This window comes from Brevundimonas sp. FV1ye28 (assembly GCF_058681135.1).
Map to the genome: position 1 here is coordinate 2,072,341 of NZ_CM178731.1, position 13,847 is coordinate 2,086,187.

The 13,847-nt window shown below is 67.3% G+C and carries 19 protein-coding genes; 13 read left to right on the top strand and 6 right to left on the bottom strand.

Annotated elements, in window-relative coordinates; translation table 11 throughout:
* The first annotated feature begins 208 nt into the window (after nt 1–208).
* A complete protein-coding gene (locus ACW171_RS10150; RefSeq protein ID WP_492093056.1) occupies nt 209–643 on the top strand; it encodes a VOC family protein in 435 nt (144 codons plus the stop codon).
* 24 nt (nt 644–667) lie between these two features.
* Here the strand turns inward: ACW171_RS10150 and ACW171_RS10155 are convergent, their stop codons facing one another.
* Complete coding sequence (locus tag ACW171_RS10155) at nt 668–1,012, bottom strand: hypothetical protein (protein WP_492093057.1); 345 nt, start codon at nt 1,010–1,012, stop codon at nt 668–670.
* 95 nt (nt 1,013–1,107) lie between these two features.
* On the opposite strand from ACW171_RS10155, the gene ACW171_RS10160 reads away from it, so the two are divergent.
* The 3 genes from ACW171_RS10160 to ACW171_RS10170 all read left to right on the top strand — a co-directional run bounded on the left by ACW171_RS10160 (nt 1,108) and on the right by ACW171_RS10170 (nt 2,910).
* Nucleotides 1,108–2,412, top strand: coding sequence for an amidohydrolase (locus ACW171_RS10160; RefSeq protein ID WP_492093058.1), 1,305 nt, complete (start codon nt 1,108–1,110; stop codon nt 2,410–2,412).
* 85 nt (nt 2,413–2,497) lie between these two features.
* Nucleotides 2,498–2,647, top strand: coding sequence for a hypothetical protein (locus ACW171_RS10165; RefSeq protein WP_492093059.1), 150 nt, complete (start codon nt 2,498–2,500; stop codon nt 2,645–2,647).
* A 38-nt stretch (nt 2,648–2,685) separates the two neighbouring features.
* Nucleotides 2,686–2,910 carry a hypothetical protein gene (locus ACW171_RS10170; RefSeq protein WP_492093060.1) on the top strand — a complete coding sequence of 75 codons (225 nt, stop codon included), beginning with the start codon at nt 2,686–2,688 and terminating at the stop codon, nt 2,908–2,910.
* Here the strand turns inward: ACW171_RS10170 and dapE are convergent.
* Nucleotides 2,907–4,094: a succinyl-diaminopimelate desuccinylase gene (dapE, locus tag ACW171_RS10175; protein ID WP_492093061.1), complete on the bottom strand. Its 1,188-nt coding sequence runs from the start codon at nt 4,092–4,094 to the stop codon at nt 2,907–2,909. The genes ACW171_RS10170 and dapE overlap by 4 nt on opposite strands.
* A 47-nt stretch (nt 4,095–4,141) precedes the next feature.
* Here dapE and ACW171_RS10180 point away from each other — a divergent pair, with 47 nt between their 5' ends.
* Together ACW171_RS10180 and ACW171_RS10185 are read left to right on the top strand one after the other, a co-directional pair.
* Nucleotides 4,142–4,618, top strand: a complete 477-nt coding sequence (locus ACW171_RS10180) for a cupin domain-containing protein (RefSeq protein WP_492093062.1) — start codon at nt 4,142–4,144, stop codon at nt 4,616–4,618.
* Nucleotides 4,602–5,897, top strand: a complete 1,296-nt coding sequence (locus tag ACW171_RS10185; protein ID WP_492093063.1) for an MFS transporter — start codon at nt 4,602–4,604, stop codon at nt 5,895–5,897. The genes ACW171_RS10180 and ACW171_RS10185 overlap by 17 nt, the downstream gene beginning before the upstream one ends.
* 164 nt (nt 5,898–6,061) lie before the next feature.
* Here ACW171_RS10185 and ACW171_RS10190 read toward each other — a convergent pair whose 3' ends face one another.
* Entirely contained in the window at nt 6,062–7,084 is a 1,023-nt protein-coding gene (locus ACW171_RS10190) for a 2'-deoxycytidine 5'-triphosphate deaminase (RefSeq protein ID WP_492093064.1), read from the bottom strand.
* A 76-nt stretch (nt 7,085–7,160) separates the two neighbouring features.
* On the opposite strand from ACW171_RS10190, the gene apaG reads away from it, so the two are divergent.
* From apaG to ACW171_RS10205, 3 genes are read left to right on the top strand one after another with little or no spacing between them, the layout of a single operon-like run.
* Complete coding sequence (apaG, locus tag ACW171_RS10195) at nt 7,161–7,565, top strand: Co2+/Mg2+ efflux protein ApaG (RefSeq protein ID WP_492093065.1); 405 nt, start codon at nt 7,161–7,163, stop codon at nt 7,563–7,565.
* Between the two features lie 35 nt (nt 7,566–7,600).
* Nucleotides 7,601–7,894 carry a type II toxin-antitoxin system HigB family toxin gene (locus tag ACW171_RS10200; protein WP_492093066.1) on the top strand — a complete coding sequence of 98 codons (294 nt, stop codon included), beginning with the start codon at nt 7,601–7,603 and terminating at the stop codon, nt 7,892–7,894.
* A 13-nt stretch (nt 7,895–7,907) separates the two neighbouring features.
* Nucleotides 7,908–8,288: a helix-turn-helix domain-containing protein gene (locus tag ACW171_RS10205; RefSeq protein ID WP_492093067.1), complete on the top strand. Its 381-nt coding sequence runs from the start codon at nt 7,908–7,910 to the stop codon at nt 8,286–8,288.
* 170 nt (nt 8,289–8,458) lie between these two features.
* Here the strand turns inward: ACW171_RS10205 and gcrA are convergent, their stop codons facing one another.
* On the bottom strand, nt 8,459–8,995 hold the full coding sequence (gcrA, locus tag ACW171_RS10210; protein WP_492093068.1) for a cell cycle sigma 70 cofactor GcrA: 537 nt from the start codon (nt 8,993–8,995) through the stop codon (nt 8,459–8,461).
* 210 nt (nt 8,996–9,205) lie between these two features.
* Here gcrA and ACW171_RS10215 point away from each other — a divergent pair, with 210 nt between their 5' ends.
* The 4 genes from ACW171_RS10215 to argF all read left to right on the top strand — a co-directional run bounded on the left by ACW171_RS10215 (nt 9,206) and on the right by argF (nt 12,790).
* Nucleotides 9,206–9,400, top strand: coding sequence for a hypothetical protein (locus ACW171_RS10215; RefSeq protein ID WP_492093069.1), 195 nt, complete (start codon nt 9,206–9,208; stop codon nt 9,398–9,400).
* Nucleotides 9,401–9,440: 40 nt separating this feature from the next.
* Nucleotides 9,441–10,262, top strand: a complete 822-nt coding sequence (locus tag ACW171_RS10220) for an ABC transporter permease (protein ID WP_492093070.1) — start codon at nt 9,441–9,443, stop codon at nt 10,260–10,262.
* 285 nt (nt 10,263–10,547) lie between these two features.
* Nucleotides 10,548–11,729, top strand: coding sequence for an aspartate aminotransferase family protein (locus ACW171_RS10225; protein WP_492096616.1), 1,182 nt, complete (start codon nt 10,548–10,550; stop codon nt 11,727–11,729).
* Nucleotides 11,730–11,875: 146 nt separating this feature from the next.
* The gene (gene argF, locus ACW171_RS10230; protein ID WP_492093071.1) at nt 11,876–12,790 is read left to right on the top strand and encodes an ornithine carbamoyltransferase; all 915 of its coding nucleotides are present in this window, start codon (nt 11,876–11,878) and stop codon (nt 12,788–12,790) included.
* 69 nt (nt 12,791–12,859) lie between these two features.
* Here the strand turns inward: argF and ACW171_RS10235 are convergent, their stop codons facing one another.
* Both ACW171_RS10235 and ACW171_RS10240 read right to left on the bottom strand, forming a co-directional pair.
* The gene (locus tag ACW171_RS10235; RefSeq protein ID WP_492093072.1) at nt 12,860–13,363 is read right to left on the bottom strand and encodes a pyridoxamine 5'-phosphate oxidase family protein; all 504 of its coding nucleotides are present in this window, start codon (nt 13,361–13,363) and stop codon (nt 12,860–12,862) included.
* Nucleotides 13,364–13,421: 58 nt separating this feature from the next.
* Nucleotides 13,422–13,619, bottom strand: a complete 198-nt coding sequence (locus tag ACW171_RS10240; RefSeq protein ID WP_492093073.1) for a hypothetical protein — start codon at nt 13,617–13,619, stop codon at nt 13,422–13,424.
* Between the last annotated feature and the right edge of the window lie 228 nt (nt 13,620–13,847).

Here is a 13,847-nt window from a genome sequence, read left to right on the forward strand (position 1 = left end):
GGATAGTCCATCGAGGCTGGAAGCCCGAACCCGGAATTCAGAGTCCAAGTCGTCCATAGAGTCCCGATCTGCGGCGCCAGGGCTGCGCGTCAAGGGGGGCGGATATGGGGCCGTTGAAGCTTTGCGGCAAGGTCTGCGTCCTGCTGACACGGACGGGATCGCTCGCGTGGTACGGCCGTTCCGACATCATCATCGAAGGGAGAACGCCGTGAAGACGCAGTCGCTGCATCGGGGTCGGCTGATCGATCACATCCAGCTGGTCGTGCGCGACCTGGAGGCCAGCCGGAGGTTCTATGACGCCGTGTTCGGCGCGCTCGGCCTGACGATAGAGGGCGAAGGGCCGGGGTTTTTCTGGATCGACGAGCTGTTCGTTTCGACGGCGGGTTCGGAGGCGGCCGTCGGAAAGCTGACAGGTCGGCACCACATGGCCTTTCAGGCGAGGGACCGGGCGACCGTGGAGGCCTTCCACACGGCAGGACTGGCGGCGGGTGCGACGGACAATGGCGCGCCCGGGGAGCGGCCCTATCACCCCGGCTACTACGCCGCCTTCCTGATCGACCCCGACGGCAACAACATCGAGGCGGTCTATCACGGCCCGCACGCGCGCTCGGCGGACAGCGTGGAAATCACGTTCGACGATTGATCCCCGTCCCTCTCGGATGGGAGGTCACATCACCGTCAGGGTCGGCTTCAGGCGACGACCGTCGTCCAGTTTGAGACGTGCCTTGACCTCGAACAGGTCGGCGCCGACCGGGACGATCAGCAGGGCCTTGGGCTCGGCCGCGTTGACGCAGACGACCGCATTCCTGGGGCAGATGTCGAAACAAGCGGTCTCGATCACGGCGAGTTCGGCCTTGCGGCCCTTGCCGTCGCCGGGTTTCAGATAGGTCTTGAGCGCCTTCTTCAGGCTCTTGTCGCCATTGGGACCGAAGCCGCCGTCGAGCTTTTTCTGGCATTTCTTGCAGACCAGGACGACGTCGCGCCATTTCGTCTTGGAGGTCTTGATGGCCATGACCGACATGTCGGTCAGCGAGCGCCGTGATGCAAGGCGCTTGCGCTGCGGAGCGGCCTGCCGCCATCATCGCCGACCTTGCCCGGAGCCGTCCCATGAAATCCGTTGCCGTACTCGCCGCCGCCCTGACCCTGATCGGCGCCCCGGCGTTCGCCCAGGTGCCCGCCGCCGACATCGCGACGGCGGCGCAGGGGATCGAGGCGGACGTGATCGCCTGGCGCCGCGACCTGCACGCCCATCCCGAACTGGGCCTGGCCGAGACCCGCACCGCCGCCTTCGTCGCCGGACATCTGCGCACGATGGGGATCGAGGTTCGTGAAGGCGTGGGGCGGACCGGGGTCGTGGGGGTCTTGCGCGGGACCGGATCGGGTCCTGAGCACGTCGTGGCCCTGCGCGCCGACATGGACGCCCTGCCGGTGCTGGAGGCGACGGGTCTGCCGTTCGCCTCGACCGCGACGGGGACCTATCAGGGCCAGACGGTGCCGGTGGCCCATGCCTGCGGCCACGACGCCCACGTCGCCATGCTGCTGGGCGCCGCGCGGGTGCTGAGCGGGATGAGGGAGCGCTTCTCGGGGACCATAGTCTTCCTCTTCCAGCCGGCCGAGGAGGGCGCGCCTCCGGGAGAGCCGCTGGGCGGGGCGCGGCTGATGATCCAGGACGGCGCGCTGGAAAATCCCAAGGTCGAGGCGATCTTCGGTCTGCACGTCGTGCCGGGCCGTCCCGGATCGGTCTTCTATCGGCCGCAGGGCTTCATGGCGGCGTCGGATCGCGTGGACATCACCCTGAAGGGGCGTCAGACGCACGGCGCCTGGCCCTGGCGCGGGGTCGATGTGATCGCCGTGGCGGGACAGGTGATCTCGACGGTCAATACCCTGACGGCGCGGACGATCGACCCGACCACGACCCCGACCGTCTTCACCATCGCCACGGTCAATGCGGGCGTGCGCTACAACATCATCCCCGACGAGGCGGTGATGTCGGGGACCCTGCGCACCTTCGACGTGGCCCAGCGCGACGACCTGGTGAAGCGGGCCGAGGCCGCCATCGACCACATCGCCGAGGCCTATGGCGCCACCGCCGAATTCTCGATCCGCCAGAACGCGGCCCTGGTGTTCAACAACGAGGAACTGTCGGCCTGGCTGGCGCCCGTCCTGACCGAGGCGGCGGGCGAGGGCAACGTCAATCCGGCCACGCCGCCCACGACGGTGGCCGAGGACTTCTCCTATTTCCAGAACGAGGTGCCGGGCGTCTTCTATCACCTGGGCGGGACGGCCGACGGGGTCGACCCGGCGACGGCGGCGCCGAACCACTCGCCCCAGTTCGACGTCAACGAGGACGTCCTGGTCCTGGGGGTGAAGACCCATGCCCTGTCGGCGCTGAGGTTCCTGGAGCGCGAATAGGGTCACCGGCGCGTTCGCCATGTTCGTGAACGATCGGTCAAGACACCGGGCGCAAGCCTTGCGGCGTCAGCCCTGGAGACCCACGATGAGGCTCGCCCCGTTCCATCTGTCCGCCCTCGAGACCAAGCCGCGCCGCGAGCTCTGGCGGGAGACCTTCTTCTTTCTCGCCTCCTTCGTGGCGACGCTCGGCGGGTCGATGATCCTGATGAACCACGCGGCGGCCGTGCTCGCCTGACGCTTGACCTCCTCCGCCGGGGCGGCGAGGGGAAGGCGATGACACACCCCGACACCGAAATGGACCGGTTCAAGGCCGCGCGCGACACGGCCATCCATCGCCTGCGCCTGATCGAACAGGGGGCGCAGATCCTTTACGAGGACGGGACGCCGGTCGATATGGCGTCCGAGAAGGCACGGCTGGAAGGGGTGGTCGCCGACATGGACCGCCGCATCGCCAGGCTGGAGCTGGCGGCGGCCAAGCCGACCGGACCCCTGAACTAGACGGCGGTCTGAACGGCTTCGATGACCCGGCGATAGGTGGCGGTCAGGGCCTGAAGCTCCGCGACCGGAACCCGCTCGTCGACCTGGTGCATGGTCTGGCCCACGAGGCCCAACTCCAGCACCGGGCACATCGCCCGGATGAAGCGGGCGTCCGAGGTGCCACCGGTGGTCGAGGCCTCGGGACGGACGCCGGTCGAGGCCTCGACCGCATCCTGAACCGCCGTCACGAAGGCGCCGTGGGGCGTCAGGAAGGCCTCGCCCGAACACATGTGTTCGAGCGTGATCTGAAGCCCCGTCTCGGCCTGAACGCGGCCGGCCTCGCGGTTCAGCCAGTCGATCAGGCCGTCGCCGGTCTGGGCCGGGTTGAAGCGGATGTTCAACCGGGCGTGGGCCTCGGCCGGGATGACGTTCGTCGCCGGATTGGCGATGTCGACGGTGGTGATCTCCAGGTTCGACGGCTGGAAGGCTTCGTAGCCGGTGTCCAGAACGTGGGCGTCGAGCGCGGCCAGCAGCCGGACCAGAACCGGCGCGGGGTTGGCCGCGCGATCGGGATAGGCGACGTGGCCCTGCTTGCCGTGAACGGTGATCCAGGTGTTCAGCGAGCCGCGCCGGCCGATCTTGATCATGTCGCCGAGCTGGTGCTGGGACGAGGGTTCGCCGACGACGCAGGCGTCGATGACCTCGCCCTCGGCCATCAGGGTTTCGACGACACGTTTGGTGCCGTGCAGGGCCGGACCTTCCTCGTCGCCGGTGATGAGGAAGGAGAGGGAGCCGGCCGGTTCGCCCTCGGCAAGCACCTGGGACACGGCCGCGACCCAGGCGGCGATGCCGCCCTTCATGTCCACGGCGCCGCGACCGAACAGAATGCCGTCCTTCACCTCGGCCTCGAAGGGGGCGGAGGACCAGGCGGCGGCCTCGCCTGTCGGGACGACGTCGGTATGGCCGGCGAAACAGAGGTTGGGCGAGGCGATCCCGCGCCGGGCGTAGAGGTTCTCGATCCGCGCCTCCCTGCCCTCGCCGCCCGGTCCCTCGAAGGCCATGCGGCGGCAAGTGAAGCCGAGCTCGGTCAGGACGCGCTGCAGCGTGTCCATGGCGCCGGCGTCGGCGGGCGTGACCGACGGCCTGCGGATCAGATCGCGGCACAGTTCGACAGGATCGATGACAGGCGTTGGTGCAGCGGGCATGCGACTATGCTTTAGGGAGATCGCGTCCAGCCGGAAAGGGGAGCGCCGTGCCGAAGATCGACATCGAGACCGCCCCGACCAGTGACGGGACCAGCTATCCCGAAGCGTTCGCCGCACCCTGCAAGCCGCGGCGACGCTGGAAGCTGGGCGATGCGGTCGGGCTGGACCAGTTCGGGGTCAACATGCTGCGGCTTCCGGCCGGGGCCTGGTCGAGCCAGCGGCACTGGCATGAGACCGAGGACGAGTTCGTCTGGGTCCTGTCGGGCGAGGTCGTGCTGGTCGAGAACGACGACGAGACCGTGCTCAAGGCCGGCGACTGCGCGGGCTTCAAGGCCGGCGTGCCGAACGGCCACAAGATCGAGAACCGTTCGGATGCCGAAGCGGTTCTGCTGGAAGTCGGGAGCCGCAACCCCACCGGCGACGGCGCCGACTATCCCGATATCGACATGGTCCTGCCTCAAGGCGCGGACCGCTATTTCCACCGAGACGGAACCCCGTACCCGAAGCATGACCGACGCACCTGAAGCGCCCGAACCGATCACCAAACCCAACGCCGAGGCGGCGCTCGCGGCGCACGGGACCAATCCGTGGAAGCTCCGCGACTTCCGCCTGATCTGGCTGGGACGGGTGCTGGCGGTGCTGGCGATCCAGATCCAGTCCTCGGCCCTGTTGTGGCAGGTCTATGAGATCGCGCGACGCGACCACCCGATCGAACAGGCCAGCCTCTATCTGGGTCTGGTCGGACTGGCGCAGTTCATCCCGTTGCTGCTGCTGACCCTGCCCGCCGGCGAGATGGCGGACAGGCGCGACCGCCGGCGCACGGTGATCCTGTCGATCATGGCCGAGGGGACCTGCGCCCTGAGCTTCCTGGCCATGGCGATCCATGGGCATCCGCCGCTGTGGGGGTTGCTGGCTGTCGCCGTGGGCTTCGGGGCGTCGCGGGCCTTCCTCGCTCCGGCCAGCCAGGCCTATCTGCCGATGGTGGTGGGTCGGGCGGCCCTGCCGCGCGCCATCGCCGCCCAGTCCATCGCCTTCCAGACCGGCGCCATCGCCGGACCGGCGCTGGGCGGGTTGATCGTCGGCCGTTCGGTGCCCCTGGCCTATGGGGTGTCGCTGGTGTTGTTCGCCATCGCCTTGATCTGTTTCCTGATCATCCGCACCAGCGGCAAGCCGACGCCGGTCGAGGCCTCGGGCGATCGCTGGGAGGCGGTCAAGGACGGTCTGAAATACGTCTGGAACACCAAGATCGTGCTGGGCGCCATCTCGCTGGACCTGATCGTGGTGCTGTTCGCGGGGGTCGCCCTGCTGACGCCGATCTTCGCTCGGGACATCCTGCACGTCGGGCCGGAAGGGTTCGGCCTGTTGCGCGCGTCGTTCGGCGGCGGGGCCTTCCTGATGGCTCTGGTGCTGGCCCGCTATCCGATCCCGGGGCGGGGCGGGCTGCTGATGTTCGCCTCGGTGGCGGTGTTCGGCGTCTGCACCATCGTGTTCGGCCTGTCGAAGATCGTCTGGATCTCGGCGGCGGCCCTGTTCATCGGCGGCATGGCCGATATGGTCAGCGTCAACATCCGTCAGACCCTGATCCAGTTGTCGACGCCCGATCACATGCGCGGCCGGGTCTCGTCGGTCTCGATGCTGTTCATCGGCGCCTCCAACGAACTGGGCGAGGCCTATTCCGGGCTGATGGTGCGGATCCTCGGCCCGATCGGCGCGGCGGTGTTCGGGGGTATCGGGGCGCTCGCTGCGACGGGCGTCTGGGCGAAACTGTTCCCGGGACTTCGGAAGGCGGACAAGCTGGTCTGAGTTGAGCGTCTCCTCCCTGCGCGCAGCGTGGGGAGGTGGCTCGTAGCGAAGCGGAGAGACGGAGGGGTTCTTTCTGCGCGCACGAAGAACCCCTCCGTCTGCTCGCAAGCGGCTCGCATCCACCTCCCCATTCGCCAAGCGGCGAACGGGGAGGAGACTCTCTCTCAGCCCCACGCCCGGAAATGCTTCGACAGCTTCAGGCCCTGCTTCTGGTAGTGGCTGCCGCCCTCTCCGTAGAGACGCGAGGGCCGCTCCGTGAGGGGCTCGTACACCAGCCGCGCGACGATCTGGCCGTGTTCCAGCAGGAACGGCGTGTCGTGGGTGCGGACCTCCAGCACGCCTTTCGAGCCGGCGCCATGCGCCTCGTCCGTGCCGAAGCCGGGATCGAAGAAGCCGGCGTAGTGGACGCGAAACTCGCCGACCGAGGGGTCGATCGGGGTCATCTCGGCGGCCTGCATGACCGGGATCTCGACGGCTTCGTTGGAGGCCAGGATGTAGAACTCGCCCGGATCCAGCAGCAGCTCCCCGCGACGCAGCGTCAGCGGCTCCCAGAAGTCCTTGGGGTCGTGGCCGTCGATGCGGTCCAGGTCGACCACGCCCGCGTGGCGACGGCCCCGGAAGCCGACGATGTCGCCGCCCTGCAGGTCAACGCCGACGCTGCGGGTCTCCAGCTTCGGCGGGGCGCCGGCCTTGAGGCGCAGCTGGTTCAGACGGGTGCCCGGGCGAACCAGGATCGAGAAGGTCTGGGGCGCGATCTCCAGGTACAGCGGTCCTTCGTAACCCTCATCCACGTCGTCGAACGAGCCGCCGCGATCTGTCAGCAGGCGCACGAAGACATCGACGCGACCGGTCGAGGACTTCGGATTGGCGCGGGCGATCAGGCCCTTCGGCAGGCTCAACCGCTCCTGAAGTTCAGCGATATAGACGCAGCCCTTCTCCAGGACGATGCCGTTGGTCATGTCGATGGGGTGCATCTCGACATCGGCGATGCGTTCGGACACCAGCCGTTTGCCGGGCAGGAAGGAGGCCCGCACGCGCCACGCGCGGTCGGACAGGCGCAGGTCGAGGCTGGCCGGCTGGACCTGATCGGCGTCCCACGGCGTGGCCGAGGAAATGGCGCCGCCCGCGATCAGGGCTTCGATGGACTGGGCCGGCAGGATGCCGGGGGTGGGGAATTCAAGAGTCATAGGGAACGCCATACACACGGATCGCCGCGCGCGCGACCACGGTTGCAACCCGGCTTGCGTCAGGCGACCATAGGTCATGCACGATACCCAACCCTATGTGGCTGAAACTGAAGGCGTCATCGTGCGCGTCCGGCCCAGCTATCTGGCCGGACAGTCCGATCCCGACGAGGGCCGCTGGGTCTGGGCCTATCAGGTCGAGATCGAGAACCGGGGCGAAGAGGCGGTGCAACTGATGGCGCGCCGCTGGATCATCACCGACGCCACCGGCCATGTGGAGACGGTGCGCGGTCCGGGCGTCGTCGGCGAACGGCCCCTGATCGCGCCGGGCGACAGCTATTCCTATGCGTCCGGCTGCCCGCTCTCGACGCCCTCGGGGTCCATGGAGGGCGCCTACATGATGACGGCCGCCGGCGGCCGATCGTTCGAGGCCGCCATCCCGGCCTTCAGCCTGGATGTGCCGGGCGGGCGGGTGCTGAACTAGTTGCTCCCATTATGGGAACATGATAGGGTCGCTTCATGAACGTTGTGGCGCGCCGCACGCTCGTCGAGTTCTGGACCCGTCACCCTCGGGCAAAAGGTCCGCTGTCAGCCTGGTACGACCTTGCACGCGCCGCCGAATGGCGGACACCGCAGGACGTGCGCGACGACTTCAACTCCGTCGACTTCGTCGGTGACAACCGGGTCATCTTCGACATCGGCGGCAACAACTATCGGCTGGTCGTGCGGATTTCCTATCCGTTCAAACAGGTGCTGGTGAAGTTTGTCGGCAGTCATGCCGAATATGACCGGATTGATCCGGCGTCGATCTGAAGGAGAGGCGACCATGACCCCATACACCGTTCGCGTCATCCATGATGACGATCAGCTCGCGGCCGCCCTGGTCGCCTATGAAGCCCTCTTCGACGCCGAACCCGAGCCGGGGACCGCGGAGGGGGACAGCTTCGAACTGCTCGGCCTGGTGATCGCGGCCTATGAGGAAAGCCGATGGCCGATCGCCACGACCGACCCTGTGGAGGTGATCCGCCTCGTGATGGAGGGGCGCGGCTATAGTCAGTCGGATCTGGCCGCGCTGCTGGGATCCAGGTCGCGAGCCTCTGAAATCCTGAATGGTCGGCGCGGGCTTTCCGTCGAGCACATCCGAACCATCAGCGCGGCATGGGGCATTCCGGCCGGCGCCCTGATCGGGACCGCCCAGGCGGCCTGAAGCCAAGAGAAAGACCCTCCCCCGCCAGGCGGAGGAGGGTCGAAAGAGTTGGGGCCGCGTCAACCCGGAGAACCATGGCCCCGCCCCGTCCCCGCTTTCGCGGGGATGACAAAAGCAAACCGCCGAACGCGCTCAAGCAGCGTAGCGCCGCGCGCGTAGCGGTAGCGCCCTTAGATGTAGCGCCGCAGCGACCGGGCCAGCTCTTCCTTGCCGCCGCGCTTCATCTGCGGCTGGTAGGCGACGCGGGCGTGTTCCTGGCAGTAGACGCCTTCCGAGGCGCGGCGGCCGCAGAAGCTGAACTCGGTCGAGGACGGATCGCCGATCGGCCATTTGCACATGTGGGCGCCCAGGGTCATCACCGTGGCCGTGCCGGGCAGTTCGGCGATGGACGGCAGGGTCGGGGCGACCGCGACGGGGCGCGGGGCCGGGGCCACGGCCTCGATGCGGCTTCCCTCCAGGCGACGAGGCGCCGAAGGCTGGGCCGGGGGCGTGGTGCGCGTGCGGGCCGGGCGGAAGCTGGTGGTGGCGGTGCGCGCCGGCTGCGACGGGGTCGCGCGACCCGACAGGCCCAGGCGATGGACCTTGCCGATCACGGCGTTGCGGGTGACGCCGCCGCCCAGCTGCTTGGCGATCTGAGAGGCGGATTGCCCCTCGAGCCACAGCTTCTTCAGCGCGCCGACGCGATCTTCGGTCCAGCCTGCGGTCATGCGACCCTCCGGGGTACGGTTTTGATTCAACATTTGGCGCCTGGAGCCCCTCCCGGGTCCCGTCGGCCACAACTAATCGTAAACGAGACCTTAACAGACGCAAGATGTGCGAATCAGTCGTCCACAGGAACTACATCTTGAATCGGCGTTCGCTGAGCGCGCAAAGCGCCGCGATACGGAACGGGCGCGTTCAGGCCGGGTTGAGCCTGCATGTCCGACCTGTCCCCCGCCGACCCGCCGATCACCCGTAAGCCTTTGACTCCGCTGGCGGGCAACGGCTGCGTCAGGATGGTCGATCCGCCGGCCGTCGCCATCACCCTGACGCCCGACGCGGCCGAAATCTCCGGCCTGCGCCTGATCGCGGAGGCCGACGCCGCGCGGCGCAAGGCCAACCCGCTCGCCTAGGCCCTTGCGCGCCGCGTCATGCGGCCGCATCTGACGGCCCATGACCGATCTCGCCTCGACACGCCCCTCAGGCCTTCCGACCCCGCGCCACTATGCCGGGGTGAACTGGATCGGGGTGCAGACCCTGTATCTGCGCGAGGTCCGCCGTTTCTGGAAGGTGGGGGCTCAGACGGTCGCCGCGCCGGTGGTGACGACGCTTCTCTACATGCTGGTCTTCGTCGTGGCGCTGAAGGGCGCGCGGCCGCCGCTGCACGGCACGCCCTTCGCCGAGTTCGTGGCGCCGGGCCTGATCATGATGGCCATCCTGAACAACGCCTTCGCGAATGCCTCGTCCAGCCTGATCCAGGCCAAGATCATGGGCACCTCGACCGACTTCCTGACCCCGCCGCTCAGCCCGCTCGAGCTGACCATCGGCTTTTCGCTCGGCGCGGCGACGCGGGGCATAGCGGTCGGTGTGGTCACCGCCGTCTGCGTGATGCCGTTCGCGAAACTGGGCGTCACCAACCTGTTGGCCATCCTTTATTTCGCCCTGATCGCGTCCTTGCTGATGGGGATGGTCGGGGTCCTGGCCGGCCTGTGGTCCGAGAAGTTCGACCAGTTGTCGGCGGTCCAGAACTTCGTCGTCCTGCCGATGACCTTCCTGTCGGGCGCCTTCTACCTGGTCGAGAACCTGCCCCAGCCGTTCGCGGCCATCAGCCACTGGAACCCCTTCTTCTATCTGATCGACGGCTTCCGCTACGGCTTCATCGGCCAGGCGGAGGGCAATCTGATGATCGGTGTGATCGGCAGCGCGGCGCTGACCGTGGTCATGGCCGTGGCCTGCTGGCTGGTGTTCCGGTCGGGGTGGCGGCTCAAAAGTTAACCCTCTCCCGCCGGGAGAGGGCTTGAGGCTCGCAGAGCGAAGCGAGGCGTCTCTTAGCCGAAAGGGTGAGGGTCCTGCCCCCACCGGTTAGCGCCAACCCCTCACCCTTTCGCGTTTCCAATCGCTGACGCTCTTGGACGCTCAAGCCCTCTCCCGCCGGGAGAGGGAAGCAGTGGTGTTGACTCACCCCCGCCCTCGTCCGACAACCTCCGCTTCTGAAAAGTCCCGTCGCACCCGCGCCGGGGCTTCGTTTCTTTTGGAGGTACGTCCGTGTCCGGTCATTTGATGGGTGTCTACAATCGCGCGCCGCTGGAAGTGGATCGCGGGCGAGGCGCGCGTCTGTGGAGCGTGGACGGGACCGAGTATCTGGACTGCGTCCAGGGCATCTCGACCAACGGCCTGGGTCACGCCCACCCGGTGCTGGTCGAGGCGGTGAAGGCCCAGGCCGAAAAGCTGTGGCACGTCTCCAACATCTACAAGATCCCCGGTCAGGACGCGCTGGCCGACCAGCTGACTGAAGCCAGCTTCGCCGACGTGGTCTTCTTCACCAACTCGGGCACGGAAGCCGTCGAGTGCGCCATTAAGACGGCGCGGAAGTTCCACTCGGCCAACGGCCAGCCGGAGCGGATCGACATCTACGGTTTCGACGGCGCCTTCCACGGCCGGACCTACGGCGCGATCAACGCGGCGGCCAACCCCAGCTACACCGAGGGCTTCGGGCCCAAGATGCAGGGCTTCCACCAGCTGAAGTGGGGCGACCACGACGCCCTCAAGGCCGCCATCGCCGAACCGACCACCGCCGCCATCATCGTCGAACCGGTGCAGGGCGAGGGCGGTTGCCGGGCCATTCCCGAACACTGCCTGCGCAGCCTGCGGGACCTGTGCGACGAACACGGCGTGCTGATCATCTTCGACGAGGTTCAGTGCGGCATGGGCCGGACCGGCAAGCTGTGGGCTCACGAATGGGCGGGCATGGCGCCCGACATCATGGCCGTGGCCAAGGCTCTGGGCGGCGGCTTCCCCGTCGGCGCCTGCCTGGCCACGACCGAGGCGGCCAAAGGGATGACGGTCGGCGCCCACGGCTCGACCTTCGGCGGCAACCCGCTGGCCATGGCCGTCGGCAACGCCGCCTTCGGCGCGATCAACACGCCGGAGATTCTGGGCAATGTGTCCGAGATCGCCGCCTATCTGAAGCAGCAGCTCAACGGTCTGGCCGAGCGCTTCCCCGACGTGATCGTGGACGTGCGCGGCAAGGGTCTGCTGATCGGTCTGAAGCTGGTTCCGAACAACCGCGACTTCATGGGCTGGGCGCGCGACGAACAGCATCTGTTGATCGCGGGCGGCGGCGACAACTGCGTGCGCATGCTGCCGCCCCTGAACCTGACGCTGGACGAGGCCCGCGAGGCGGTCGAGCGGCTCGAGCGGACGTGCGAGTTCGCGCGCGGCAAGATGACGACGGCGGCGTAACCATTCTCTCCGCTCATCCCCGCGAAAGCGGGGACCCAGTGATTTGGGCGATCGGAGCTTTCACATCCGGCGCGGTGGTCATCCCAGACACCATGCCTCACTTAAGGACTGGGTCCCCGCTTTCGCGGGGATGAGCGGGTTTTAAGATGGTCAGACACTTCCTCGACATCCACCGCCTCGAAGCCGCCGAGCTGCGCGCCATCCTCGACGACGGCCATGCTCGCAAGGCCGCGCGCAAGGGCAGGCCCCAGGGTGGGGTCGACGCCGATGCGCCGGCGAAGGACCGCGTCCTGGCGATGATCTTCGAGAAAAACTCGACCCGCACCCGCTTCAGCTTCGACGCGGCTATCCGCCAGTTGGGCGGATCCTCGATCATCGCCACCGCCTCCGACATGCAGCTGGGTCGCGGCGAGCCGGTCGAGGATACGGCCAAGGTCCTGTCGCGCATGGTCGATGCCGTGATGATCCGCGCCAACGACCACGAGGACGTCGAGCGGTTCGCCCGCGTGGCGACCGTGCCGGTCATCAACGGCCTGACCGACCGCTCGCACCCGTGTCAGATCCTCGCCGACATCATGACCATCGAGGAGCAGCGCGGGCCGATCGCCGGCAAGACCCTGGCCTGGATCGGCGACGGCAACAATGTCTGCCACAGCTTCATGCACGCGGCGCCGAAACTGGGCTTCCACCTGAATGTCGCCTGCCCGGCGGAGTATCACCCGAACCTTCACGACCTGGCCAAGGGCGGGAACGCGGTCAGCCTGACCTCGGACCCGCGCGACGCGGTCAAGGGCGCCGACGTGGTCATCACCGACACCTGGGTGTCGATGGGCGACAGCGACTACGAGGACCGCCTGCACGCGTTCGAGAGCTATACCGTCGACGAGGCCCTGATGGACCTGGCCGATCCGGACGCCGTCTTCCTGCACTGCCTGCCCGCGCACCGCGGCGAGGAGGTCACCGATGCAGTGATCGACGGCCCGCGCTCGCTGGTCTGGGACGAGGCGGAAAACCGAATCCACGCCCAGAAGGCCGTGCTGGCCTGGTGTTTCTCAGAGTAGGTCGTAGGGCTTAGTGATCAGGGCTTAGCAGCACCGTCTCACCAAGCCCTAAGCCCCAAGCTCCAAGCTCTAAGCCAGATTGACGTCCGCCACGCCGCCGACGTTCGGCATGGTCTTGGTCAGGTTGGCCTTGGCGATCTCGAAGAAGAAGCCGGCGGGGCCCTTCTTGGACAGCCAGACACGGCCGTCGTCAGCGTCGAAGCGGATGATCGTCAGATGCGGGTCGTCCTTGCCGTCCGGGTACCAGGCGGCGAGGATCGGGTTCCAGTGCTTGTCGATGACCGCCTGGTCCCGACGCAGGGAGAGCGAGCCGTGGAAGCAGGCCCAGACTTCCTGGTCCTTGGAGCCGTAGGTGAACATGCCCTTCTGTTCGCCCTTGGCGATGTCCTTGGCGAGATCCGTCTCATCGCGCGTGAAGAACCAGATCGTGCCGGTCTCTTCCTCGCGATAGGCGGTCATCGGCTGGGAATGATAGCCGGGCGCGTCGATGCCCAGCATGCCGGTGTTGGAATCCTTCAGGTGTTTCCAGAATTCTTTTTCGGCGTCGGCGGCGGAGAGATGTTCGTCGGCCATGGTCGGCTCCTGCGTGATGGGTCGGCTGCAACAACCGCCCAGCCGTCGCGCCGTTCCGTCAGCCTCCGCGCGGAGTGACGCCCAGCAGGGTCCCGACGTGGATGATCAGCAGAAAGGCGAAGGCCCCGGCCAGAAGCATGATGAACCGCCAGGGCACCATGCGGGGCCTCAGGAAGTCGCTGGGACGCGCCCCGCGCCAGCCGGCGAAACCGCCGACGATCAGGGCGGCGGCGAGCAGCGAGAGGGTCATCGTCATCGACATCGACATCGGCGCGATGTGGCGACAAGGCCGCGCGCACGCAAGCAAACCCTTACCCGGAGCTTAATCTTTACGGGTCGTTAACCACGTCGGGCCAATGAAATCAGTCTTGATGGGGCCTATCCACAGCTGATTGGCAAGCCTTCAAGATGTTGGGGTTAACGACACGTTTACACCCCGGATATGGGCGATATACCGTGCGTCGTATGGGTCGGGAGCCGAATC